Source organism: Streptomyces pseudogriseolus (assembly GCA_002154585.1).
Classification (GTDB): Bacteria; Actinomycetota; Actinomycetes; order Streptomycetales; family Streptomycetaceae; genus Streptomyces; species Streptomyces pseudogriseolus.
Genome location: MUNG01000107.1, coordinates 1 through 23,708, shown reverse-complemented (window position 1 = coordinate 23,708; position 23,708 = coordinate 1). Strand labels below are relative to the sequence as shown.

Here is a 23,708-nt window from a genome sequence, read left to right as displayed (position 1 = left end):
CCTCGACGGCGGCCAGAACCATAAGCGCCTGGCCGCTCCCACCCTGGCTATGCTCCCGCGCGTCGCGGACTCCTTGTCCTTTCTCTACCTGGACATGGTCCGCGTGGTGCAGGACGGCACTGGAGTATGCGCGCAGATCCAGGTCGACGACCACCGCACCGACCTCGTTTACCTCCCCACCGCAGCCCTGTCCTGCCTCCTGCTGGGCCCGGGCGTCTCCATCACCACCCCGGCCCTGACCACCCTCGCCCGCCACAACACCAGCGTCATCTGCGTCGGAGCCGGCGGCGTCCGCGCCTACGCCGGCATCCTCCCGGACTCCCTCACCACACACTGGCTCGAACAGCAGGTCGCCACATGGGCCGACCCAGAACACCGCCTCGAGGTCGCCGTCCGCATGTACCAGGCGCGCTTCAAGGACGCCGACCTGCCCGAATCCGTCACCCTGGACCAGCTCCGCGGCATGGAAGGCCAGCGCATGAAGGCCTTCTACAAGATCCTCGCGCAGCAACACGGCATCGGACGCTTCCGCCGCAACTACCGCCCCGACCAATGGGACTCCCAGGACTCCGTCAACCTCGCCCTGTCCGCCGCCAACACCTGCCTCTACGGCATCGTCCATGCCGCCCTGCTCGCCCTCGGACTCTCCCCCGCCCTCGGCTACGTCCACGCCGGCACCCAACACGCCTTCGTCTACGACATCGCCGACCTCTACAAAGCCGACACCACCCTCCCCCTCGCCTTCGCCCTCCACAACTCCGACAACCCCGAACAACAAGCACGCCGCCGCTTCCGCGAAGACCTCCGACTCCTCCGCCTCCTGCCCCGCATCGTCCAGGACGTCCAATCCCTGCTCACCCCGCCCCACACCACCACAACCGACGACACCGACGAGGAACACTCCGAACGGCGCGACGTACGCATGGTCCACCTCTGGGACCCCAAAACCGGAGCCCTCCCCGCAGGCGTCAACTACGCCATAGGAGAAACCTGATGCCCCCATGGTCGTCATCGCCACCACCGCCGTCCCCGACCACCTTCGCGGTGCCCTCAGCAGATGGACCAGCGAGGTAGTACCCGGCATCTTCGTCGGCAGCGTCTCCGCCCGCGTCCGTGACGAACTGTGGAACGCCGTCACCGAAGTCGTAGGAACCGGGGCGCTGCGCTCCTCGTCCACCCCGCCACCACGGAACAGGGAAACGCCATCCGTACCGCAGGAACCCGCCGCCCGGCCCCAGTCGACTGCGACGGCCTTACCTTGATCCGTATGACCGCCGCACCGAAGGTAAAGGAAGTGCAAAACCTCTCTTAAGGTGCAGGTCAGAGAGTGTCCTCCCCGCCGACGCGGGGGTGTTCCGCGTCAGGAGACCCGCTTGCCCGCCGACAGCCTGTCCTCCCCGCCGACGCGGGGGTGTTCCGACCTCAAGACCGGCGGGATGCTGATCGGCCTCGTCCTCCCCGCCGACGCGGGGGTGTTCCGTCGCACGGGCGGACGATCCCGTGGTGCGGCTGGTCCTCCCCGCCGACGCGGGGGTGTTCCGACCATCGGCCTCGGCCTGGTCCGCTGCGACGAGTCCTCCCCGCCGACGCGGGGGTGTTCCGCGGGCCATCGAGACCGACCCGGACACGCTGGCGTCCTCCCCGCCGACGCGGGGGTGTTCCGTCGACATTCGCGCGCCCGAATACGGTGCTCGGGTCCTCCCCGCCGACGCGGGGGTGTTCCGCCAGGAGGGTGGCGGCCTCCCGTACCTGCCTCGTCCTCCCCGCCGACGCGGGGGTGTTCCGCCGACGGACTCCTAGACTCGCCATTTCACCCTCGCCTTGGCCTCCACAGCATGCGGCCCGCCTGTTCAACGCTCAGGATGCCGGTGCCAGCGAGCAGCAGCTGCGTGAGCTCGCGGGCCAGGCGTTCGGGGAGGTGTACTTCCGTGACGGCGGGCGCCGCGCTCACGGCCTGGATGTGGAGTTCACCGACATTGAGCAGCTGGAGATCGACCTGTAGCAGTCGACGATGAAGTGGTCGGCACCCTCAGTCCGTCCGAAGGCGGGTGGCACGGGTGCCGACCCCCAAGACACCGCCCGAGGGGCGTGTGCTCGGGCAGCATCCTACCCGCCGCTCTCTACCGGTAGGGAAGTTCGGTACTGTTTTCTTGATGGGTCCGGTGTTCGCCGGACCGTGGGAGGAACCCATGATCCGCGCTGGTCGCCGGCACCTGGTGCGCACCCTCGCCGACATTGCTGCGCAGCAGGGTATTGCCGTGCAAACCCTGATCAACTCGGGCCGCCTCAAGGCCGAGGGGTTCCCGGCTCCGCTGGGCGCGGGCCGGACCCGGCTCTACGACGGCGAGCAGGTCGACGCCTACCTTGCCGGGCGTCCCGTTCCGGCGCTGCCGACGGCGGACGATGACGACGACCTGCTGGACCGCCAGGAGGCTGCCGCGCTGCGCGGAATGGACCCGCAGGCATGGGACCGCCGGAAGAAGGATCCGGCCGTGCGCGAACACACGGTGCTCGTGGGCGGAGTCGAGCACTGGCCCCGCCACATCGTGCGTGACCACACCCCCACGCCCCGCCGCAGTACCGGCACCGGTGGCGGGGGCCGGCCTACGGGCGTCGGGGACCAGGTCCCCCGCGACCAGCTCCCGGCGCGCGTCGCGCAGCTCCTGGAAGAGGATTCCACCGTCACCGCGGCCGGTGTCACCGCCCGGCTCGGCGTGCACCGCAACACCGCCCAGGCCGCGCTGACAGCCCTACGCGCGGAGCGAATCGCGGACGTGATGGAGCAGCGCGGGGCGAGCGCCGCGCAGGCCGCCGCCGAACTCGGCTACCCGGCCGGCCTGACCCGCCGCGCGGGCATCCGGGCCGCAGCCGTCCTGCGCGGCCGCCAGGCCCGCCCCTACCTTGCCGAGGTCGCCCGCGCTCTGCACGCCCGCGGCTGGACCACCGCCGACACCCCGCCGGCCGTTCAGCACCCCGAGGACGACGAATGCGTCGCCGTGCTCGTCCTGGACGCCCCCGCCGCGCCGGCCCCCGCGCTGGTGTGGTCCGAGCGGCACGGCTGGCGCACCGCGACCTCCCGACGGCACCCGCTCGGCCGGGGCGCAGCATGGCCCCCGCCCGGCGACGGGATCCGCCACCTCGCCACCGGCACGACCCCCGCTCCCGCCGACCTCGTCACGGCACTCGACAGCACACACTGAGTACCTGTTCCTGATCCTCGACTGTCTTCGGCCACATGGATGAAGAGCATGCCCCGGCGTGGTTCCCAGGCACGAGTAGCGTTGCCCTGAGCTGGGAGGGGGATGCTTGTGCCTGCGAAGAGAAGCCGTTGGGGTGTACTGGCGCAGCGGGATTTCCGTCTGCTGCTGGTCGGTGAAACTGCGAGTGGTCTGGGGAACGGCATCACCACGGTGGCCCTGCCGCTTGTAGCTGTGCTCGCCTTGCAGGCCACGGCCTTGGATGTTGGTCTTCTTGCCGCAGCAGTGTGGCTTCCGTGGCTGATCGTGGGGTTACCCGCTGGCGCCTGGGTCGATCGGTTGTCCAGACGCGGCATCATGATTGTCTGCAACCTCGTGTCGGCCGCGATGTACGCGAGCGTGCCCATCGCGGGCTGGCTCGACCAGTTGACGCTCACGCATCTGTTCATCGTGGCACTCGTCTGTGGCACCTCGGCCGTGTTCTTCAATACGGCTTGCCACGCGTACGTTCCGGCCATCCTGGCACAGCCGGATCTCGCGGACGGTAACGCAAAGCTGCAGGTGAGCGAAGCAGGAACCCGGGTCCTGGGCAGGAGCGCGGCCGGCTTCACGGCCCAGGCACTCGGCGCGACGGTGGGACTTCTGCTGGATGCCCTCACCTTCCTTGTCTCCACGGTGTGCCTTCTCTGCATCCGAACACGAGAGGAAAAGCGCGCACGTCAGGCAGGGGGGAGGAGTCTGGTCCGGGAGATTGCCGAGGGGCTGCGCCTCCTGAAGCGTGACCCGTATCTGCGGCCCATCGTGATCTACGGCGCCGCCCTCAATCTGCTGCTGATGGGCTACCAGGCCGTGCAGGTCATTTTCCTGGTCCGGACGATCGGGGTCAGCGCCGGCGTTGTAGGTCTGCTCGTCATGTGTGCCAGCCTTGGCGGAGTCTTGGGTGCGTTGCTTGCGACTCGGCTGTGCCGCCGGTGGGGCAACGCGCGGGCACTGGTGCTCACTCAGGCCGTGGCCTGCCCCTTTGCGCTGTTCTTGCCGCTCACCACCCCCGGTCTGGGCCTGTTGCTCTTCGCCTCAGGAGCCTTTGTGCTCGGTGTAGGGGTGTCCGTGGGCAACGTCGTTGTGGGCACATTCCGCCAGAGCTACTGTCCGCCGCACCTGCTGGGACGGGTGTCATCGGCTTCCATGGCCACCAACCAAGGCACGATCGCGATCGGCTCGGCTTTCGGCGGCATTCTCGGTTCGGCCATCGGTATTCGTCCCACCATGTGGGTGCTGACGGTGCCCCTTGCTCTCACATGGCTGCTCCTGGCGCTCAGCCCTGCGGGCAAGGCGCGTGAGCTGCCGCTCGCCGTCAGCCCGGAGCGTCACAACGGCCCATCAGCTGGTGCGGTACCTCTACCTAAAACTGTCGAGGAACAACCATAGGCCCGCCCTTGAAACGGAGCGATCGCGGCTCATCCTCGTGTGAAGGGTGAACCGGCTTTCTGGGCCGGGGAGTTCGTGGGACCGTAGTGGTGGGACGGTCCGGACGGACCCGCTGACCGCGAGTTTGAGAAGGATCAGTCGCGGTGGGCCTCCCGGGAGGCGGACTGTCCGCTCCTGCGTGAGGTCCGGCGGGTGATGCGCCTTGTCATGAGCGTGATCGCTGCCCAGGTGATCAACGATTCCGAGTGCTGGATCAGCCGCTCGTAGTCCCGCGCGTGACGGCGCGCGTGCATGATCCACGCGAGCGAGCGTTCGACGACCCAGCGGCGAGGCAGGACCACGAACCCGGTGGCGTCCTTCGGCCGCGAGACAGTCTTGAGGGTGAGGTCGAGATGGGTCTTCGCCCAGGTGACGAGCTTCCCCGCGTAGGCGGAGTCGGCCCAGACGATGGTGATCTCGGGGTGCATGAGCCGCAGCCGGAACAGGACTTCCTTCGCGGCGTCGCGGTCGGTCGTGTCGGCCGGGGTGACCATCACGAAGAGCGGCAGGCCCTTGGTGTCGACGACCAGGTGGCGCTTGCGGCCGTTGATCTTCTTCGCGCCGTCGTAGCCGCGCGAGTCGCGCCCGACGGTCTCCGCGGCCTTCACGGACTGGGAGTCGATGACGGTGGCGACCGCGCCGGGAGCGCGTCCCATCTCGCGCCGGACGCGTTTGCGCAGGTGGTCGCGGATCTGCCCGACGACGCCGGCCGCCGTCCAGCGGGCCATGAAGTTGTAGCAGGTCCGCCAGGGAGGGAAGTCCTTCGGCAGCGCCCTCCACTTGCAGCCGGTGTCCACGATGTAGCGGATCGCGTCCACGATCTCGCGGCGGGGGTGCTTCTCGGGACGTCCTCCTCGCCGGGACTCGCAGGCCGGCGGAGGGAGGAGGGGTTCGAGGAGTGCCCACTCGTCGTCGAAGGTGTCGGAGGGGTAGCAGCGTCGCCTCACCATGTGAACCTCCCTTCTGCAGGCGGGGGTGGGGGACGGCTGCGCCGTTCCCCACCCGTCAGGTTTCGATGAACTCGGCGATCACGTCGAGCGTCGACTCGACCGACGTGAACTGGGTGTGCAGGTGCCTGATCCACCGTCCCTTCGGCTGGAGCGCGGCGTGCGGGGCGACGACGGCGGTGATGAACCGACGGATCTCGGTGAGCTTCTCCCGGATGACCACGAGTTCGTATGCCTGGAGTTCGGCGGGGTCGGAGCAGAAGCGGTAGCCGTCCTTCTTCGTCCAGATCAGCGGGGGCCAGCCCCTCTCGGTGATCGTGTCGCGCAGGTAGGCCAGGCCCGCGCGGGCCTGGCTCGGCGTCAGCTCGCTCGCCCGGAGGAGCTGAGGGAAGGACAGCCCAGCCGGGCGGGCCTCGAAAAGGACGAACCGAATCGTGTCGGCGTGTCTGAGGGACGCCGCCGACTGGCGCCTGGAGGCGCGGGGCACTGCTTATTCGCCTTGCAGGAGCTTGGCGAGCGCCTCGTCGACGTCGACCTTTCCGGTGTCCACGGCCGTCTCGATCCAGTCGAGCGTCGCCCTCACGCGTGCGACGTTCTCGTGGACGAGGACGCGCTCGTCGTCGCCGAGCTGGCGGCCGCGGAGGCTCGGTACGACCCGGCCGGCCGCCGCGACGAACGCGTGGCATGCGGTGACAAGGTCCAGGAACTCCACCGACCGGTCGATCGCGCGGACCGCCGGCGCGGCGGGATGGTTCTCCTCGAAGTCCTCACGGGCCTGCCGGCCGCGCTCGACCTGCGCCCGGTTGACCTGATGGCGGGCGGTGTGGTCGCTCATCGCCTTGAATGCGACGTCCGGCCTGCGCAGCAGACCCGTCGTCACCTCCGTCGCGACGGACTCGTCCCGCGTCAGCTCCTCGACGACCTTCACCTTGTCGGCCGGCGCGACCCTCGCGACGACATCCGGACGCCGCAGGATCTCCGGCGCGACCGCCGCCGCGACGCAATCCTCCCGCGACAACTCGGCCACCGCCCGGATCTTGTCCTCCGGCGGGACCTGCGCGACCACGTCCGGCCTGGTGCGATCTCTCGGGTTGGTGTCGGTGGTGGTGAGAGTCAGTCGCGCTGGTTCAGGGGTTGGCGTTACGGGGCTGGTCAGCGGGCGTTTGCGGGTGGGTGGTCCGCTGTCATGAGGTGAGAGGTTGACGGGTGGGATCGCTGTCGTGGGGCTTTATCGCATGGCGGCTGATGGTGTCTCAGGTTCGTGAGTTCTTATGCGGTGAGGCGGGCTGGGTCGGTGTGATGGTGGGGTGGACCAAGAGGTAAGGGCCGGTCGTGGGCCTGTGCTGCCCAGGGGGTTGGTGGTGCGTCGGCTGCTGGAGCGGCAGCAGGCGGGGGAGCTGGCCACGCGGCATGTGCGTGCGGTCGCTGAGACGGTGGGTGTCTCGGAGCGCACGGTGTGGCGTTGGCTGGAGCAGGCTAAGACGACCGGGCAGGTGGAGGCGCCGGTCCGGCAGGGGTATGCGGTGTCGGACGAGGTGTGGGCGCTGCTGGGCGAGGTGGGAGGGAATGTCGCTGAGCTGAGGCGCCGGCTGGCCGCGGCTGGCGGCGGGGCCTCGGTGCCATCGGCGTCGACACTGCACCGGGTGATCCGCAGAGACCGCCGGGCGGGGCGGGCGTTGATGGTCGAGCGGGAGCCTGAGGTCGCCGGGCCACGCAGGTCCGATCCGCTCAGCGAACTCGGCCTGAACGTCGTGGCCGGCCAAGGTACGAGCGGGCAGGTTTTTCTGCGCGAGCAGAAGCATCTGGCGCAGGTCCCGGTTCTGGTGCCGGGCGCGCAGGTGGTGCATACGTCCGCTGTGCGGTCGGTGCTACGGACGGTCGCGCACGCGGCCGCGGTCGGGGCGGTGGTGTGTCTGTACGGCGACGCCGGGCACGGGAAGACCGTCGCGCTGCAGTACGCCCTGTCCCAGCTGCCGCACCCGGCCAGAGTCCGTCGGGTCCACGTCGGTGTGCACCCGACGGTCCCCGAACTGCGCCGGGTACTCGCGGACGCCCTTGAGCTGGGCAGGCGTCTGCCGCGCGGGGCGGGGGAGGCCGACCTGATGCTGGTGAACGCGCTACGGCAGCCGCGCGTGCTGGTACTGGACGAGGCACAGCGCCTTCCGGGGCCGGCGCTGGAGTTTCTGCGCGGCCTGTGGGACCACCCGGACACGGACACGGCACTCGTGCTGGCGGGTGCGGGCAGCGAACGGGCGCTGCGCCGGGTGCCCGCGCTGGCCTCTCGGGTGCTGACCTGGGAGTTGGTGCCTCGTCTTCGCCCGGGCGAGGTGGCAGCGGCGATGGCGGCCTTCCACCCGCTGTGGGAGGACGTGAGCGAGGACGATGTCGTGTGGGTGGACGAGCATGTGGGCCACGGCAATTTCCGGACGTGGGCGAAGCTCACCTCGCACCTGACTGCCGAGATCTACGGCAAGAGCCGTGCGGTGGTGGACCGCCGGTTGCTGGAGCGGGCCTGCGCACGGCTCATGGGGCCGCTGTGACCGGTGCGGCGGCCGGGCCGGGAGAGGGCACTTCCCGCTCCGGCGTGCACGGGGACGGTCCGCACGCACGGGGAGGTCTGCCTTCTTCCTCCCTGTCGGCGCTGCGCGGCCCTGCCGTGCGCCGGCTGCTCGCCCTGAGGCAGGATCAGAAACTGACGACCCGGCATGTACGACTGATGGCTCAGTCGTTGGAAGTGACCGAGCGCACGGTGTGGCGGTGGCTTGCCGCCGCCGAGCGTGACGAGTCCGCGGCCGCGGAGCCCGGGGCGCGGGCCCAGAGCAAAGACCGCTTCTCCGTCACCCCGGAAGTGCGCCGCCTGCTGGCCTTGTGGAAGGGCAACGTCGCGGCGGTCCATCGTGAGCTGACCGCTCGCGCGGTCAAGGGCGAGGGGGAGCCGCCTCCGTCGATTCCGACGTTGCACCGGGCGATCCGCCGTGATCTGACGCCGGGGGAGCGGGCGGGGCTCGCGGGTGGGGAGCGGGCGGCGCGCAAGCATGATGTGTTCCTGGCCCGGCCGCGGGGCTGGCGCAACCAGGTGTGGGAGACGGACCACATGCAGGCGCCGGTGCTGGTCGATGTCGATGGCAAGGCCCGCAGGCCGTGGATCACCTGGTTCACCGACTGCGCGACGAACGCAATCACCGGCGTGGCGGTCACGCCGGGGGATCCGTCGCGGGAGTCGGTGCTGGCCGCGCTGCGCTCCGCGGTCCTGCGCGAGGACCCCTACGGTCCGTTCGGTGGCCTGCCCGAGAAAGTGCGGGTGGACCGTGGCAAGGACTTCCTGTCCCGGACGGTGACGGCCGCGTTCGATCTCCTGGACGTGACGGTGGAGGACCTGCCCGCCTACACCCCCCACCTCAAGGGCACGGTGGAGGGCCTGAACCGGGCGGTGGAGGGCATGTTCCTTGCCGCGCTGCCTGGCTATGCCCGTCAGCCGCGCCCCGGCAAACGCTCCTCCCGCCCGAAGGACGAAGTGCTGCTGGGCTTCGAGGACTTCACCGCCCGGCTGCTGGATTGGACGCTCTGGTGGAACACCGAGCACCGCCCCTCACCGTTGCGGGGCAAGACTCCGCTTCAGGCGTGGCAGGACGATCCCACCCTGCTGCGGGACGTGCCGGCCACGGATCTGTGGACGTTCACCCTGGAGGACGCCGGCACCCGCACGCTGACCACCCGCGGCATCCGTTTCAGGAGACGCGACTATGTGGGGGCGTGGATGACCGGGCAGGCCGGGATCCAGGTGAGGGTTCGCTTCATGCCTCACCACGACCACCGGATCGAGGTGTACCACGCGGCCACCGGCCGCTACCTGGGCTCTGCGGACCTGGCCGATCAGGCCACCGAGGAACAGCTCCGCGCGGTACGGCGGGCACGGTCCGCCCGCTCCCGCCGCCTGAAGAAGGACCTGGAGGCTTCCCAGCGCGAGCGTTACGCCGCCGCCACCCAGCCTGAGGCACCTCAGCGGCTCGGCGCGCTGACCGGTGCGCAGGCCGAGGCCGAGCTCGCCCAGGCCACCGATACCGACCTGTCGGATCTCGCGCTACCGGACCTCATCCCGCCCGCTGCGCCTCCGGTCGGGTGGCGCACTCCTGCCTCCCTGGCCGCACTGACAACGCCGGGCCGGCCCGCCCCGGTCCTGCCCGGCGGTGATCCCACTCCTGCCCTCGACGGCCCGGGCGGGCGGGCCGCACGTCTCACCACCGACGAAGACGGAGATGCCTCGTGACCGCGGCCACCTACCAGTACGTCGACCTGCCCGACGCCTCCGTGGTCACCACCCGCGCGCTGCTGGCGGCGCGGGAGAACATCACCGACACCGTCGCCGCCCGCGCCATGATGTGCATCCACGGCGGGGCCGGCTTCGGCAAGACCCTCGCCGTCAACACCTGCCTGCGCGAACTCGAACCCGGCGAGGATGTCCGCAAAATCACCTTCCGGGCCCGGCCCACCGCCCGCGCGGTGCGCTACGAACTGTTCACCGCGCTCGACCTGGCCGGTGAACCGCCGCGCCACCCCAGCGAGTTCGACCGCCTGCTGAAAACCGCCCTGGCCGAACGCCCCCGTACCTTCCTCGTCGACGAGGCCCAGTGGCTCAACGGGGAGGCCTTCGAATACTTCCGCTACCTCTGGGATGAACCCGCAACCCAGCTCGCCATCATTTTCGTCGGCGGCGCGGGCTGCCACACCGTGCTGCGCCGCGAACCGATGCTGTCTTCCCGTGTTTTCATCTGGCAGCAGTTCACCCGCCTCACACCAGACGAGGTCCTCGAGGTGATCCCGCTGTTCCACCCGGTCTGGGCCGACGCCGACCCCGAGGACATCACCTTCGCCGACCAGCATGCCGCACACGGCAACTTCCGCGCCTGGGCCCAGCTGACCGCCCACACCCGTACTGCACTGGCCCGCACGGGGCGTGCCCGCGTCGACCAGGACCTGCTGCGCTGGGCCTTCAGCCGCCTCGCATGACCCCTATGCCGCCCGCCCTGCTCCCCGCCATGGGAGTGCCGGCCCTCACCCTGGTCATGGACCCCCACGACGATGTGGTCCACACCCACGCCGCCCTGGCAGCGCACCATCCGCCATCGGGCCGGATCACCCTGCACCCCGGTCCCGGAACCACCAACGACACCGCGCTCGCCCACGACCTCCTGGCCGCCTTGGGCAGGCCGCCGCTGCTGCCGGGCCGCTTCCCCTCAGGCCGACAGCCCGCCTGGGAAGCGGCCACCGCATGGGTGACAGCCCAGCCGGTCACTCGTCTGACCGTCCTGCGCGCCCACCGCCTGACTGCCCGCCGCGCTGAACGCCTCCTCCAGCTGCGCGCGGTCACAGGCATCTACCTAACCTTGGTCTGTCACCGCCCCCGCCTCCCCGCCGCCCTGCATCAGGCCCTCCAAGCGGTCGACCACGCAGTCATCACCGACCCCGAGGCCGCCCAGCACCATTACGGCGACAGCCCGCCCGCCCACGCGGACGACGCGGGCGGTGCTGTCCGGCGGTCCGGCCGCTGGATCACCCTGCCCGCTCTGGACCGCCTCGTCTCCTACGACAGCCCCGCCTCCTGCCGGGCCTCTTGCACACCGCCGCAGATCGTCTGGCGACACCGCTCACAACCCGCACCTCTCACCGCGCACACGGTCCGGGAAGTCGCCCGCCGCCTGGCCGACTCGACCGCGCACCCCCGCCTGGCCGCAGCCCTGGCAGCCGCGCTCTTCACCGGCGCCTCCTTCCAGCAGCTCGAAACCGCCGGCCTCCGCGACTACGACGAGACCGCGGCCACGCTCGCCCTGCACGACCGCGCCCGCTACACCGATGGCTGCGCCGCCTACCCCGTACCCGGCTGGGCGCGCGTCTTCCTTCGGGCCGCGGCTTGCTTCGCCCGCCTCGTCTCCGGCGAGGATCAGGCACTGCTCGCCGCGCCCGGGGACCGTACGCATCTGCTGCGCCTGGCGGAGACGGCCAGGCTGCGCCCGCCGCAGCCTTCCGCTGCCAGGCGGGCCGGCCGCGTCGAGTGGGACTGGCGCGAACGGCGGGAGGCCGAGAAGTACGACGCGATGCTGGGCGTGTGCGAGAAGCCCTCACGGGGCTGAACCGTCTCGCCGGCGGGATCGGCCGCGTGCCTCGCGGATTCCCGGCGGCGAGGAGGTCATCCGATCGAGAAGTCGGCGAACTCGACGTCGGTGAAGGCGATGTGCAGGCCATGACCGCGCCGGCCGCCGTCGCGGAAGTAGGCGTGCCCCAGTGCGCGGGCGAGGATCACCATCTGCTGCTGCTCGCCCGCGCCGGCGTCCCTGGCGGCGAACAGTTCACGGGCCACCTCTCCCGGCAGGGACTGGGTGATCCACCGCACCCGCGGATCGTCGGAGGACCCCGCCGCGGCCGCGAACCCGAACCGCGCCCTGGTGTGGAGGACGAAGCCTTCCGCTTCGGCCCGGGCACGCAGGCGGGCCCGAACCCGGGGCTGCCACCGCACCAGGACCGCCTCCTCGATCGCCCGGGCTTGCGCAGGTCCAGGCGGGCGCCGTGCTCCGGGCTTCTTCGTCACCCACCGCTGCACGGTGCGCTGCGACACCCCCAGCACGGCGGCCACCTGCCGGGTGGAACCCCGGTGCGCCGCGAGCAGGAAGCGCAGGCGGGCCTCGGTACCCAGGGGAACGGGTCGGGTGCGCAGCGCGCGCTGCAGCCCCTGCGTGATCTTTCCCACGTTCATCCCCTGCTTGATCAGCTCGCGGGGGCTGCTCCCGCCGCCCGTGGCATCAGGTCTCCCACACCTGGTGGCCCCTTCCCGCCGGTTTTGGTGTCTTCGGGACGGCACCAGCCGTCGTGGGCTACGGAACCCGGGCACGTACCGGCGAAGGGGCATGCCGCCCCACCTTCGGCCGGCAGGGTTCATCTGCCCCGGGCATGGCGGGGCGTACTCAGTGATAGGGGGCGGCGGATCGGTTCAACTTGCTGGCACGAAGCTGGGACTGTTGGGCCGTCAGAGACGGATTGCGTTGGTGCGGAGCGGCAGTTCAGCGAGAATGGCCATCAGGCCTCGGCGCGTGTGCACAGAAAAGTGCCCCGGGGGACGAGGCCCCCGGGGCGGGCGGGTGCTCTCCGGTGATCAGGAGCGGGGAGGCACGACCCCGCTGAGCCCTGATCCGCCGTCACTGCCCGAAACCATCTCCTGGTGGACGACGGGCTGCGACTGCCGGTTGACCCTGCGGCAGGCACCGTCGATCACGCGGAGATTGGGGGGTACAACCCCTCCGGAGATCCGTCCTCGGCCTGCTGTGTCTTCGACGGTACAGGACCCCGCCGAGCGGGGGCAACAAGCTTATGCGGGGCAGCCGTTGGGAACCCTACCTTTGTACCGGTCAGATGACGTCAGCATCACGCTCATTACCAACCTTTGCTCAGGGGTGGTTTGTTGCTAGCGCCCGGCACTAAAGTACTCTAAGAACTTCTCCTACTTCGATGAACAGTGAGGACCCGGTGCAAGCGGAACGGACGTCAGAAGCGACCAGGGCCCCCTCGGCGCGCTCGCTGAGGATGGCTGAGAGCGCGGCACGGCTGGGGCGGCGCAGGGCGCAGGTCCGGTACACCTTCGTCGAACGGTTCACCCACGCCGAAGAGCCGCCGCCGCTGGCCCGGATGCTCCGCGGTGGCCGGGGCGGCCAGGTCCGGCTCAAGCTCTACCTGAGTTATCTGTGGCTGCAGAAGGACGACACCGCCCGGGAACTGGCCATTCGGCACAACGCCTGGGCCACGCTGCTCGACCTCCCCGATCCCGAGAAGGCAGGAGCCCGCCGGATCGGAGACGCGCAGGCGTGGCTGGAGGAGCACCGCTTCATCGACGTGACCCGCACCGGCCGCCTGAACCTGGTCACTGTTCTCGACGAGACCGGTCGTGGAGAGCCCTGGATCGCTCCGGGCGCGGCCGCGAAGAAGGAGAAGGAGTCCAGCGACCTCGGCGCCCTGTTGCACCGCTACGTCCAGATTCCGCAGACCTTCTGGACCCGCGGGCACATCGCCGTTCTCTCCGGTGCCGCGGTGGCCATGTTCCTCACCCTGCTGTGCGAGAACGGCGGGCTCGGCGAGGACCGTGCTCTGTGGTTCAGCCCCAGGGAGGCGGAGAGCCGCTTCGCGCTGAGCGAGGACACCCGCAGCAAGGGGCTGCGAGAACTGGTGCACGCGGGGCTCATCACCACCAAGCGCCGCCCAGTGAACGAGACTGACTTCCAGGCGGAAGCGCTCTACATGCGCAACGTGCACTTCCTGCGGCTGGAGCGCCTTGCCGAGCCCGCAGCCGTCACCCCGCGCCGGCGTGTGGTCAGGCTCCCCAAACAGCGCGGCACCTCAGCGGGCACTCCTTAACCCACCAGCCCGCAGATCCCCTTCGGGGTCTGCTGTGGAGCGGAATTGGTCGGTGTCACTGCTGCCTCGGTGGGCTGTGGGGGCCTCCGGGCCGCACTGGGCGCGTCCGGTCCTCGTCCGATGGGATGACGGAAACCGCCTGCCCGGGGTGTGCCTCGGGAAAGAGGGAGCAGGGCTCCGGGCGGTGGGGAGAGCGCTGCTGGCGCTGCGGCGGCTCGGCGCGGCGCGGGCCGCAGCCCATGCGACCTGCTCACCCGGGCCCACGGCTTCGTTCCCGGCTGCCCGCGGGCCCGCTGCCTCATGTGAGATCAGCGAAAGTTACATGCTGGGCTAGTTCGGTACAGCGAAAGTTACCGATTAGCTGTAAACAATGCTGTTCCTGGGTGCAATAATTGCTGTATGGAGCGGGCTGATGTGCTGAGAAGGCTGGGAGAAAGGGCCTCTGACCAGTGGGGTCTGGTGACCGCTGCCCAGGCGAAGCTGGACGGTGTGCAGGGGGTGGACCTGCTGCGGCTGGAGCGGGCCGGTCTGCTGGAGGGCGTCGGCCGCGGGGTGTACCTGATCGCGGCGGCCGTGCCGCCGGAGCACCTGCAGACCAAAGTCGCCTGGCTGCGGCTGGATCCGAAGACGCCGGCCTGGCAGCGCCCCGCGGACAGCGAGCGCTCGGGCGTGGTTTCGCATGCCTCGGCCTGTGAGCTGCACGGCCTGGGTGACCTTCCTGCCGACCGGGTGGAACTCATCGTCCCGGTGCGGCGCACCACCCGGGATGAGGGCGTGCTGCTGCACCGCCTGGCCCTGGAGGAGGGGGACGTCACGGTGGTGGACGGGCTGCCGGTCACCACTGTGGAGCGGACGGTCGTCGATCTGCTGCGCTCGAGGGCCGATGGCGCGCATGTCGGTACCGTCATCGCCGATGCCGATCTCAAGGGCCTGCTCGACGTCGGGCTCCTGGCCGCCCGTGTCGGCTCCTTCGCCCGGGCCTACGGCCTGCCTGCCGTGGCTTCCGGCGAGGACCTGCTCGAGGCCCTGTGCGACCAGGCCGGTCGCACGCTGCGCAGCCGGGAGAGTGAACAGGCGGCCGCTGCGGGCTTCGCGTCCGCCGTCACCGCCGTGGAAACTCTGGCGTCCCACCCCGACACCCTCGATCAGCTGATGAAGACCCTCCACCGGCAGCAGTCCTCGCTGCACGGGCTGGGGCAGGTGGCCAGAAGCCTGGACGAAAAGCAGGACGCCCTGTCCTCGCTCGGTTCACGGCCCAGTGCCCTGGAACAGCTGATGAAGAATGCGGCAGCGCGCGATGCCGGCCTGCGCGCTGCCCTGGCCCGGCCCAGTGCTCTGCAGCAGATGATGAAGAGCGCCGCCGCACGTCAGTCCGCCCTCGGCTCGCTCGCAGCCAGGTCGAATCCGATGCAGCAGGCCCTGGCCCGCTACGACAGCACGCTGAAGGCTCTGGGGAGGCTTCCGGCAGCCCCGCCACCGGACCGCCCGCAGCAGACCGGAGCAGAGGAAAACTGCTGACATCCGCCGGAAGGGAGCTTTAGGGTCGGCGCATCACCGACCCGGGGAGCTCGATGCACGACGGCTACGCCACCCCGAAGGCGCTCGATACCGCCCTGAAGGACTATGCCCGGCGGCAGGCCAAGTCTGCCCAGGACGCCGGGGCCCTGCGGCGTGCTTTCTTCTTCCAGCGGCTCGCGGCGCGGGTGTTCATCGCCGACCCCGACGGCTGGATGATCAAGGGCGGGCAGGCGCTGCTGCTGCGGTACTCGACCGATGCGCGCCTGAGCAAGGACATCGACATCCAGCGGGCCGACAGCAGCGCCGGCATCGAGGAAGCGGTCCAGGCGCTGCTGTCGGCGGCCGCGCTGGACCTGCAGGACCATCTCACCTTCGTCCCCACGCGTCTGGAGCCGCATGGCGACGAGAGCGGCGGCGCGCGCCAGAGCTTCGAGGTGCGGCTGGGTGTGCGCAAGTCCGAGAGCATCCATGTCGACCTCGTGGTCGGTCGGAGCCCTACCGCCGTGCCCGAAGCGGCCCGGCTCGAGCCGACGGTCGCGATGCCGTGGCCGGCGGACTGGCCCGAGGTCCGGCTGTATCCGGTGGTCGACCACATGGCCGACAAGGTCTGCGCCATGTACGAGTGGCGCGGCACGATCCCCTCCAGCCGGTTCCGCGACCTGGCGGACCTGCTGCTGATCAGCCAGCGGGAGACGGTCGATGCCGCGCAGGCCCGGCACGCGCTGCGCACCGAGGCCGCCCGCCGGTCGGGTGGCGGCGCCCTGCTGCGCCTGCCCCGGGCCTTCGCGATGCCGCACGATTCGTGGAGAGCGGGCTACCCGCGGGCAGCCGCCGATGTGACGGGCCTGGACGGGTGTGACACCTGGGATGCCGCGGCGTCCGCCGCCGATGCATTCCTCACGCCGCTGCTGGGCGATGACGCCACCGGCAGATGGGATCCGGCTGCTGGCCGTTGGCTGCAGGCTGACTGACCGTACGCTCCCTTCGCACACACCGCTGCGCCGCCTGTCGGCGAGGACCTTCAGCGCAGAACTCGGCGCTGGGGCAAGCGGACCGCTGCCCGTCAGGGGTGCATCCCGGGCCTCGGCGGAACTCGCCGGATCTGTCCGAATGCTGTGGAAGAACCAAGCTGCCGAAGAGGACGGAACTGTGGAAGGGAAGCGCCCGGTGCGCTTTCGGGGCTGCAGAACGATGGGGGATCTGACCGGGGGCTCTGCTGTGGGGAGCTGTGCGGGGGCCTGTGCTGCCGGGCAGGACGCGCAACCGCGGGATCTGCCTGACAGGCCAGTGGGGCGCTGCACAGGCCGGTGCAGCGCGCAGAAGCCCGCACTTTGGGGTGGAACGGGCTGCGCAGGCCCGGCGTGGGGGTCTTGCTGGGCAGGCTTGCGCCGCTTGCTCGGGCATTCCTGCGGCCAGCTGCTGTGTGCCCTGGGGGCAGTCCTCGGCTGCTTCCTGCGCAGGGGGCTGGACTGCCGGGCTGCAGCTGCATGGCTGCTGCAGGGCGGGTCGTGGCTGTAGCGCGCCTCTTTGGCGCGGTGGTTCTCGCCGGCTCGTGTGTCTGCCGCTTTGGGTTTGACGGCAGCGTCCAGGTGGTTCGGGAATCGGGCTGTAGCCCTGTGGGCAGCCTTGCAGAGGCTTGGTGACGGGTCGGTGCGAGGGTTTGCGGAGTGCGGCCGCTATGCGCTCTCAGGGGCTGCCGCCACGGTCTGCGCGAGGGGCTGCGGCGGCGCGGATCCGGCGGAGCGGGGCCCGTGCGGGCAGTGGCGGACTCGCTGCACAGGCCGGGGTCGGGGTGCTCGGCAACGGCAGGGCGGTTCTCGCCTCTCCCAAGGCTGCGGCGCGGCCGGCGGCCGGACAGATGGCGTTGGCGGCGCGGTGGAGGCTGCCCTTGTGCGAAGGGCAGCCGGGAATCCGTTCAGCAGGATGCGCGGACCGGCGGCTAGGGCCTGCGGGGTCGCTGGCGTGGACCGCTGCCTGGATGCAGCTGTGCGGGCCATCGGCGCCGCTGTCGTCCTGGTCCCGCCCAGTTGGTGGCTGAGGCCGGCCGCCGTGCGGCCCGGGATCTGGAGAGCGCGGACGCTGTCAGCTGGCGCGGCGGCGCGGCGACGACGGCGCAGATCAGGGAGCCGATGAGCAGTGCGAACAGGAGCGGTGGCGATGATGCCAGGTGCGCCATTGTTCGTCCCTCCCTTGCTGCTGAGCGTCGGTTGCCGGCGTTCGTGCCGGTCGGATCACTGCTGGTCTAACGGTTGTTGCTACGTCGGGGCGGCACGCAAGTAGCCCTGCGCACCGCGACCGTGGCCAGGGCAATGGCCAGGTGGACGGGCGCCTGTCCGGGTCAAAGTAAGGCGCCTCAGGGGTGGACCTTCGGGCAGTACCCGCCGGTCCATGGCGAACAGCCTCTACGACGGTTGGCTCTCAAAGCAAGCGCAGGCGGCTCATCCGATCCGCGCCGAACGTCCCGGAAAAAGGAGATCGCAAAAATCTCCCCACCTGCAGTTTTTTGGTTTTTTCATGCTTCTTTGTTTCATGGAAAAAACTGGACTTCGGGTCTGCGTGAGGGAAGGGGTCGTTGATTGCGTAGAAGGCATGTGCGGGGCGTGGGGGCCGGAATAGAGGAGGGGGGTGGCGAGATATGGAGAGAGGGTCGACAAGGTGAACAGGGCTTCTTCATGAGTCGCTTATATCGCCCTTTTCGTTCAGGTCGAACGCTGCTTTACCGCTGAGTAGTGAAACTCCCCGGAATCCGGAATCTTCGGTTCCACCCGCAGCTCTGACCTGCTTGTATGGGGCAAAAAAATGCGCGGCGCGCCCCCCTGTGCATCCCCAACGCCCGATAGCTGAGAAAAAACCCTTGGCCATTAATCGGCAAGATCGAAGCCTCCTAGATCAACATCGCCGTTATTCCGGGACCTCTGGATCAGGAACTTGTCGAGGTGTATGCGGGCGTGCGATTCTTCGTTCAGGTACGGGAGGGCAAACCCGTACCCAAAAGGAAAACGGACGGGATCGTCCGGGTCACTCACAAGTAAGCGCCTCAGGGGAGGGCTCCACATGAAGATCAACTGGAACGGTAACCACCCCGTTTCCACCACCGGCGCGGGCTGCGTCATCAACGCGCCCGCGCACGGGGGCTTCGGCTTCCGCCGCCCCCGCGTCACCATGCCCACGGGCATCATCACCAAGATCGGCATCACGCTCGGCTCCGTCGCCCTCGCCGGCGTCTCCGCTCTCGGGCTGATCCAGCTCGGGTACGAGGAGCACACGGCCACCGCCGTCACGGTGGCCGCCGGAAAGGTCGGCGCCGCCACGATCACCGCGCTGGTGGTCGCCGACCGCCGCAGGAAGCGGAAGAAGAAGCCGCAGCCCACCGGTCAGCACCCGGCCGCCGAGCCGCAGCGCCGCGTCCCCCCGTCCGCCCCGGCCACGGCCGACGAGCAGCCCGGCGGGGCGAACTGAGAGAAGTCCGAGAGGGGAGGCGCACGGCGCGCCTCCCCTCTCCGGACACTCCCGGTTCCGAGGGAGGACGACCATGGGACGACCCCGGCGTGAGAACGCCACCCACACCGGCAAGATCGCCCGCCTCGCCCGGCAGCTCGCCGAGCTGAGGCCCGATGACATCAAGCTCAAGGACCTCGCCAAGATCACCGGCCTCTCGCCGGCGACGCTTTCCCGGGCCACCGCCCCCACGAAGTGCCCCTCGTGGAAGACGATGGTGGAGTACCTGACCGCCTTCGGTGAGGACCCCAACGACTGGCGCCCTCAGTGGGAGATGTGTGCGAGCGAGCGCCAGCGCCGCGAGGCCGGTATTCCCGACGACCCCGCCCAGCGCGCCGCCTACCAGCGACTGATGCCCAAGTCCGTGCTCAACCTGCAGGACTGCGCGATCGGTCTGCGCGACCTGCGCCTGTGGAAGGGCAACCCCACCTACGCGGCGATGGCCCACCGCTCCACCCAAGCGCGCCAGCCCGTCTCGACGACCACGATCTCCGACATCCTCAACGCCAAGATCCTGCCGACCGTGAACGCCATGAAGGGCATTCTCGCCGGCCTCCGCATGACCGACAGCGACCCCGAGTACAACGACTGGCTCGAGGCACGTCTCGTTCTCGAGGCCACCGAGATGCGGCAGAAGACCGCGGCCAAGGCCCTGCAGCACGCAAACAACAGACGCGTTCCTCGGCGCCGCCCCATGCGCACCGTCGTACGACAAGAGGACTGACACCCGCCCAGCCACATCTGAGGGCCCCCGCCGCACCCTGCGGCGGGGGCCCTCAGACGTGCTGGCCCGCCGTCACGTGGTGGAGGGCCGAGACGACGACCACGGTGGTGCCGGTCGCGGTGGTGACGTCCTTCATACCCATTCAACTCCCAGCTCCGCGAGTGCTGCTCGTTGGTGGGCGTCCAGCCGGTCCCGCCTCGACTTGGTGTTCGAGATCCATACGCCCAGTTTCACGGTCACCGGCTCCGCCTCGCCGTCGACCGTGATCTGTTCGCTGTGGCCCCTTGGCACCGGCCGGTGGGCGCCTTCCCGTTCCACCCACTGCGCGAGTGCCGCCAGGCCGCGTTGGAACGCCTGCTGTGCCTTGCTCGGGCCCTTGGCCGCGCGTCCGGCCGACGGGGCGCCAGACGGCGCCTCAAGCGGCTTGACGCCCAGCTTCGACAGCCGCTCCTGCTGCTCGGGCAGGAGCCGAGCCCACGTGCCCGGCTGCTTCTGCTGCTGGAGCCACTTGCCGATGTTGTCGCCGTCCATGAGGACGCCGGGTGCGATGGCCGGCAGGACGCCGTCGGCGTCGACCAGGTCCGCGAGGACGCGGTAGTGGCGCTGCCAGTCCAGCGGCCACGGGCAGTCCCAGTCCGGGTCGATCTCCGTCAGCTGCGCCGCGCGCATGGCGGCCCGCTCCGGGTCCTTGCCCAGGCCGTTTTTCGCGCCCTTGCGCCGGAGGTTGGCCATGTGCTGTCCGACCGGCACCATCGCCTCGCCTTCGCCCCACACGGCGTCCTGGCGGGGTGCGAGATGCCCGGTGGCCCGCCGGTAGGAGCGCAACGCGGCGAGCTTGGCCTCCCACGCTTCCTCGCCCGGCTCCCACACCATGCCAGCCTCGGGCGCGTCCAGCAGCTCCTTGCGGTGAGGATCGAGTTCATCTGCGCGCAGCGCCTTGCGCTGCTGGTGGACCCATCGGCCAAGCGGGAACGCTTTGGTCGCCCCCACTTCGACCTCGACGTCGTAGGGGACGGAGTACAGGTCAGTGATCCCGTTTTCCCTGCGCCACCGGAGCAGGGCTTGGTAGCCCTGCAGCCAGGCCAGGGACTCCGGCCGGTAGACCCGGGTGCGCAGGAACGCGGCGATGGTCGCGGCGTCGCGCGGGCTGGAGAAGTGGAGCAGGGCCGCTTCGGCGGCGGCCTGGGTGTCGTCGTCCTCCTGGTCCTCGCCGTCGCTCTCGCCGCCGGCCCCGACGATCCGCCCGTCCTCATCGCGCTGGAGGTGGACCTTGCGCTTGCCGTGGGTGAGCGCGCGGGAGGCGAGCTGCTCGACCAGACGTTCGTCATGCGAGCGGAGGCCCTGGAGGACTGCTACAAGAGGGCGGAAGCTGGCGGAGGCGACCATGTCGGTGGGGTCCTCGCCGTGCTCCAGGAAGACCGGCACGATGATCCGCGCGACCTTCGTGCTGCCGTCCTTGTTGAGCCTCAGCGCGCGGCCGATGTTCTGCACGATCTCCACCTGCGAGCCGCGGGTGTCGGCGAAGCAGACGGCCTCGACTCCCCGCTCGCCGGTGATGTCGACGCCTTCCCCGAGCACGCGACAGCTGGCGAGGAAGGCCCGGTGCACCCGGCGCCCGGCCGCGTCGATGCCGCCTGCGAACTGGCGCAGCACCTCGCGCCGCTCGGTGACGAGGTGGTCGCCGCACAGCCACGCCGACCAGACGCGGTCCGGCGGGACGTGGCGGCCTGCCTCCAGCTCGTAGAACTCCGCGTCGATCGAGGACTTCGGCAGCTTGTCGGCGGCGGCCAGGTCCTCGTCGGTGGCGTCGTTGACGTACAGCTCGGCCGCGGTCTCGGGCAGCTTCTCCGCGAACGCGGCGGCCTCCTCCACCTTCTGGTGGAACGTCATGACGGTCTTGAGGTTCCACTTCGCCGCGTGCTCCAGGAGCGCGGTCTGCAGCAGCGCCAGGCGCCGGCCGCGCCGCGCCTCCTCCGACTCCCCGACCACCGGGGAGGGGTCGCGGATCTCCAGGACGTCGATCTCGAACCCCGCGAGGATCTCCCGCTCGATCGCCTCCGAGAGCCCGAGCTCCGCGATCCACGCGCCGTACGTGCCCTCCGGGTCGTCCGCCATGGTCGCGATCTCCACCTCCTGGCCGTCCGCGCCCTTCTGCGGGCGGGCCGCGGCGAGGATGCGCGGGGTCGCGGTGAGGTAGAGCCGGAAGTCGGCGGGGATCCGCTGGTTGTCGTGGATCGCCGCCCACGGCCGACCAAGATCACCGGCGGTTCCGTGCGCCTCGTCCACGATCGCGAGGTCGAAGCCCGCCATGCGCTGCCCGTACAGCCGCTCTCCGCCCGCCAGAGCGGCCTCCAGCGGCCCGCGAACCATCCGCTGGCCCTCGGGTGCGTCGATGTCCTCGCGGTCCACCAGGGAGGCGTACGTGGCGAGCACGACCACCGGCCCGGTCCCGGCCCACAGGGCGAGCTGGATCGGGTTGGTGGTGGTCCGCACGCCCAGCTCCTTCAGCACCGGGTCGTTCTCCAGCGAGCACACCGCGACCATCGGCGCCCGGTGGCCCACCAGGCGCCACGCCTGGGCGGTCTGCGCGAGCAGGTCCAGGGTGGGCACCGTCACGAGGATTCGGCCGTCCGCGAATGACTCCAGCGCACACGCGGCGGCTGTGATCGTTTTGCCCGAACCGGTCGCCGACACGATCGTGCCCCGGGCACCCTGAGGGGGCACAGATGACCTTGCAGGGAATCCCGCCCACCTGCGAAACGCGGAGCACTGATCAACCTGGTGTTCCTTGAGCTGAATCGCTGACATTTCCATGCCTCCCTGAGCGGTCAATCCTGTGGTCTTTCAGAGGGCCGCGTGCGGAATGCAGGCCGCGCCCAAGTCGTTCCGGATCGACGCATCCGTCTTGTGCCAGCCGCCCGGCTTTCCGTCCTTGAACGGCGGCTTGTCGTTCGGGTCGTAGTGCCCGGCAGCGAGCGTGCAGACGACGACATCCCCGTCCGCGTTCCGCGTCCGGGCCGTGCACAGACCGCCGGCCTCACCCAGCGCCTCCAGCACCCGGCGCCGCGCCGTGGTGTGCGGATGGGTGCCCGACAGCACGTTCTCCCGGACGAACCTCTCCAGCCGCACCAGGTCGACCCACTCACGCTGCCTCACGTCCGGGACATGTACGGCCAGTTCAGCGGCCCCGGCCGACCGGCCGCCGCGCCGCCGACCACTCCCGCTCCGCGATGCCCACTAGGGCCTCGCTCATGGCCGCCACACCGTCATCCCAGCCGTCCGCGAACAGCGAGCCCCGAGAGGCCGGCGCCATGCCGCCCAGCTCCACCACCTGGCACTGCGCCCCGGCGACCGCCCCGGCCACCAGGTTGTCCGCCTCGCTCGCAGGCACGCCCTGCGCCTCCAGGAGCGCGAACACCTTCAACCGGGCGTTCACGCCTGCAGTCTGGTACTGCGTCACCCGGCGCACAGAATCGCTGCTCAACGCGGGATCGAGTCCGGTAGATTCGTGGTGACCGGTCATCTGCGGTCGTTCCTCTCGGAATTCCGGGGAGGTTCCCGGGTGGTTGGTGGGTGTCCCGTGTTCCCGCCAACGGTACATGCTGCATCAAGCTGATGCACGCGCTACACTGGAACCCACACAAACGAGCGACCCCCACCCCTTGCAGCCAGCCCGGCCCGCGCCAGCGGGCCCAACGGTTCTGAGGGCGCAGCCGGAAGGACTGTCAGGCGGGGGAGCGCAGCGGACCCGCCGGCCAGGCTGGAGCGAAGCGGAAGCCTGGTAGCGGGACACAGTCCCGCGGGTCCGGGAGCGCAGCGGACGGACCGTCACCTTGCTTGCGCAGCAAGCAAGGTGTGCGGGTGGCGCAGCCACCCGCCAGCGCTCACGCGGAGCGTGAGCGGCAACACCCGCGCGCAGCGCGGGTGTTCGCTTGCACATCGCGCAGCGATGTGGTACCC

At 70.1% G+C, this 23,708-nt stretch carries 18 protein-coding genes, 4 pseudogenes and 1 CRISPR repeat array; of the genes and pseudogenes, 15 read left to right on the top strand and 7 right to left on the bottom strand.

Going from position 1 to position 23,708, the window contains the following annotated elements; genetic code table 11:
- Positions 1-49: 49 nt before the first annotated feature.
- The 5 genes and pseudogenes from cas1e (at position 50) to CCN29_RS11225 (ending at position 4,625) form a co-directional block, all read left to right on the top strand.
- Positions 50-994 carry a type I-E CRISPR-associated endonuclease Cas1e gene (gene cas1e, locus CCN29_RS11245; RefSeq protein ID WP_086681320.1) on the top strand — a complete coding sequence of 315 codons (945 nt, stop codon included), beginning with the start codon at positions 50-52 and terminating at the stop codon, positions 992-994.
- Between the two features lie 7 nt (positions 995-1,001).
- Positions 1,002-1,312 (top strand): annotated as a pseudogene (gene cas2e / locus CCN29_RS11240) (type I-E CRISPR-associated endoribonuclease Cas2e).
- A gap of 17 nt (positions 1,313-1,329) precedes the next feature.
- A CRISPR array of direct repeats spans positions 1,330-1,785; the repeat unit is 29 nt; unit sequence GTCCTCCCCGCCGACGCGGGGGTGTTCCG.
- 18 nt (positions 1,786-1,803) lie between these two features.
- Positions 1,804-2,002 (top strand): annotated as a pseudogene (locus tag CCN29_RS11235) (telomere-protecting terminal protein Tpg); the annotation flags it as partial.
- A gap of 187 nt (positions 2,003-2,189) precedes the next feature.
- Entirely contained in the window at positions 2,190-3,200 is a 1,011-nt protein-coding gene (locus CCN29_RS11230; protein WP_086681405.1) for a DUF6292 family protein, read from the top strand.
- Between the two features lie 108 nt (positions 3,201-3,308).
- Entirely contained in the window at positions 3,309-4,625 is a 1,317-nt protein-coding gene (locus CCN29_RS11225) for an MFS transporter (protein ID WP_442538316.1), read from the top strand.
- Positions 4,626-4,781: 156 nt separating this feature from the next.
- Here the strand turns inward: CCN29_RS11225 and CCN29_RS11220 are convergent.
- The 3 genes and pseudogenes from CCN29_RS11220 to CCN29_RS11210 form a co-directional block, all read right to left on the bottom strand.
- Positions 4,782-5,611: pseudogene (locus CCN29_RS11220) on the bottom strand (IS5 family transposase); the annotation flags it as partial.
- Positions 5,612-5,669: 58 nt separating this feature from the next.
- Positions 5,670-6,098 (bottom strand): RacP protein, encoded by a 429-nt coding sequence (locus CCN29_RS11215; protein ID WP_086681314.1) that lies wholly within the window; start codon positions 6,096-6,098, stop codon positions 5,670-5,672.
- Positions 6,099-6,101: 3 nt separating this feature from the next.
- A pseudogene (locus tag CCN29_RS11210) lies at positions 6,102-6,737 on the bottom strand (DUF6192 family protein); the annotation flags it as partial.
- A 235-nt stretch (positions 6,738-6,972) separates the two neighbouring features.
- Here CCN29_RS11210 and CCN29_RS11205 point away from each other — a divergent pair.
- The 4 genes from CCN29_RS11205 (at position 6,973) to CCN29_RS11190 (ending at position 11,739) form a co-directional block, all read left to right on the top strand.
- The gene (locus CCN29_RS11205; protein ID WP_143661310.1) at positions 6,973-8,151 is read left to right on the top strand and encodes an AAA family ATPase; all 1,179 of its coding nucleotides are present in this window, start codon (positions 6,973-6,975) and stop codon (positions 8,149-8,151) included.
- Between the two features lie 116 nt (positions 8,152-8,267).
- Positions 8,268-9,878: a TnsB C-terminal domain-containing protein gene (locus CCN29_RS11200; RefSeq protein WP_086681309.1), complete on the top strand. Its 1,611-nt coding sequence runs from the start codon at positions 8,268-8,270 to the stop codon at positions 9,876-9,878.
- Positions 9,875-10,618 carry an AAA family ATPase gene (locus tag CCN29_RS11195; RefSeq protein WP_086681307.1) on the top strand — a complete coding sequence of 248 codons (744 nt, stop codon included), beginning with the start codon at positions 9,875-9,877 and terminating at the stop codon, positions 10,616-10,618. Before CCN29_RS11200 ends, CCN29_RS11195 begins: the two co-directional genes overlap by 4 nt.
- A complete protein-coding gene (locus CCN29_RS11190) occupies positions 10,615-11,739 on the top strand; it encodes a hypothetical protein (protein ID WP_442538315.1) in 1,125 nt (374 codons plus the stop codon). Before CCN29_RS11195 ends, CCN29_RS11190 begins: the two co-directional genes overlap by 4 nt.
- Positions 11,740-11,795: 56 nt before the next feature.
- On the opposite strand, the gene tpg is transcribed toward CCN29_RS11190, so the two are convergent.
- The gene (gene tpg / locus CCN29_RS11185; protein WP_442538314.1) at positions 11,796-12,353 is read right to left on the bottom strand and encodes a telomere-protecting terminal protein Tpg; all 558 of its coding nucleotides are present in this window, start codon (positions 12,351-12,353) and stop codon (positions 11,796-11,798) included.
- An 830-nt stretch (positions 12,354-13,183) separates the two neighbouring features.
- On the opposite strand from tpg, the gene CCN29_RS11180 reads away from it, so the two are divergent.
- From CCN29_RS11180 to CCN29_RS11160, 6 genes are all read left to right on the top strand, one after another.
- Positions 13,184-14,008 (top strand): hypothetical protein, encoded by an 825-nt coding sequence (locus CCN29_RS11180; protein ID WP_086681303.1) that lies wholly within the window; start codon positions 13,184-13,186, stop codon positions 14,006-14,008.
- Between the two features lie 399 nt (positions 14,009-14,407).
- Positions 14,408-15,526 carry a type IV toxin-antitoxin system AbiEi family antitoxin domain-containing protein gene (locus CCN29_RS11175; protein WP_442538313.1) on the top strand — a complete coding sequence of 373 codons (1,119 nt, stop codon included), beginning with the start codon at positions 14,408-14,410 and terminating at the stop codon, positions 15,524-15,526.
- 53 nt (positions 15,527-15,579) lie between these two features.
- A complete protein-coding gene (locus tag CCN29_RS11170) occupies positions 15,580-16,497 on the top strand; it encodes a nucleotidyl transferase AbiEii/AbiGii toxin family protein (protein WP_086681299.1) in 918 nt (305 codons plus the stop codon).
- A 1,417-nt stretch (positions 16,498-17,914) separates the two neighbouring features.
- Positions 17,915-18,142, top strand: coding sequence for a hypothetical protein (locus CCN29_RS35320; protein ID WP_143661308.1), 228 nt, complete (start codon positions 17,915-17,917; stop codon positions 18,140-18,142).
- Between the two features lie 438 nt (positions 18,143-18,580).
- On the top strand, positions 18,581-18,985 hold the full coding sequence (locus CCN29_RS11165) for a hypothetical protein (RefSeq protein ID WP_086681296.1): 405 nt from the start codon (positions 18,581-18,583) through the stop codon (positions 18,983-18,985).
- A 73-nt stretch (positions 18,986-19,058) separates the two neighbouring features.
- Positions 19,059-19,748 (top strand): helix-turn-helix domain-containing protein, encoded by a 690-nt coding sequence (locus tag CCN29_RS11160; protein WP_086681294.1) that lies wholly within the window; start codon positions 19,059-19,061, stop codon positions 19,746-19,748.
- 132 nt (positions 19,749-19,880) lie between these two features.
- Here the strand turns inward: CCN29_RS11160 and CCN29_RS11155 are convergent, their stop codons facing one another.
- The 3 genes from CCN29_RS11155 to CCN29_RS35765 are packed head-to-tail and all read right to left on the bottom strand — an operon-like array spanning position 19,881 to position 23,184.
- Positions 19,881-22,556 carry a DEAD/DEAH box helicase gene (locus tag CCN29_RS11155; RefSeq protein WP_086681292.1) on the bottom strand — a complete coding sequence of 892 codons (2,676 nt, stop codon included), beginning with the start codon at positions 22,554-22,556 and terminating at the stop codon, positions 19,881-19,883.
- Positions 22,557-22,592: 36 nt separating this feature from the next.
- Complete coding sequence (locus CCN29_RS35770) at positions 22,593-22,904, bottom strand: hypothetical protein (RefSeq protein ID WP_442538312.1); 312 nt, start codon at positions 22,902-22,904, stop codon at positions 22,593-22,595.
- 22 nt (positions 22,905-22,926) lie between these two features.
- Positions 22,927-23,184 (bottom strand): hypothetical protein, encoded by a 258-nt coding sequence (locus CCN29_RS35765; protein WP_442538311.1) that lies wholly within the window; start codon positions 23,182-23,184, stop codon positions 22,927-22,929.
- Between the last annotated feature and the right edge of the window lie 524 nt (positions 23,185-23,708).

Excerpts from the sequence above, each read along its gene's own strand:
- cas1e (WP_086681320.1), top strand. The coding sequence starts at position 50 with ATGCTCCCGCGCGTCGCGGACTCCTTGTCCTTTCTCTACCTGGACATG.
- CCN29_RS11230 (WP_086681405.1), top strand. The coding sequence starts at position 2,190 with ATGATCCGCGCTGGTCGCCGGCACCTGGTGCGCACCCTCGCCGACATT.
- CCN29_RS11190 (WP_442538315.1), top strand. The coding sequence starts at position 10,615 with ATGACCCCTATGCCGCCCGCCCTGCTCCCCGCCATGGGAGTGCCGGCC.
- CCN29_RS11180 (WP_086681303.1), top strand. The coding sequence starts at position 13,184 with ATGGCTGAGAGCGCGGCACGGCTGGGGCGGCGCAGGGCGCAGGTCCGG.
- CCN29_RS11175 (WP_442538313.1), top strand. The coding sequence starts at position 14,408 with ATGGAGCGGGCTGATGTGCTGAGAAGGCTGGGAGAAAGGGCCTCTGAC.
- CCN29_RS11170 (WP_086681299.1), top strand. The coding sequence starts at position 15,580 with ATGCACGACGGCTACGCCACCCCGAAGGCGCTCGATACCGCCCTGAAG.
- CCN29_RS35320 (WP_143661308.1), top strand. The coding sequence starts at position 17,915 with ATGGCGAACAGCCTCTACGACGGTTGGCTCTCAAAGCAAGCGCAGGCG.
- CCN29_RS11165 (WP_086681296.1), top strand. The coding sequence starts at position 18,581 with ATGAAGATCAACTGGAACGGTAACCACCCCGTTTCCACCACCGGCGCG.
- CCN29_RS11160 (WP_086681294.1), top strand. The coding sequence starts at position 19,059 with ATGGGACGACCCCGGCGTGAGAACGCCACCCACACCGGCAAGATCGCC.
- CCN29_RS11155 (WP_086681292.1), bottom strand. The coding sequence starts at position 22,556 with ATGTCAGCGATTCAGCTCAAGGAACACCAGGTTGATCAGTGCTCCGCG.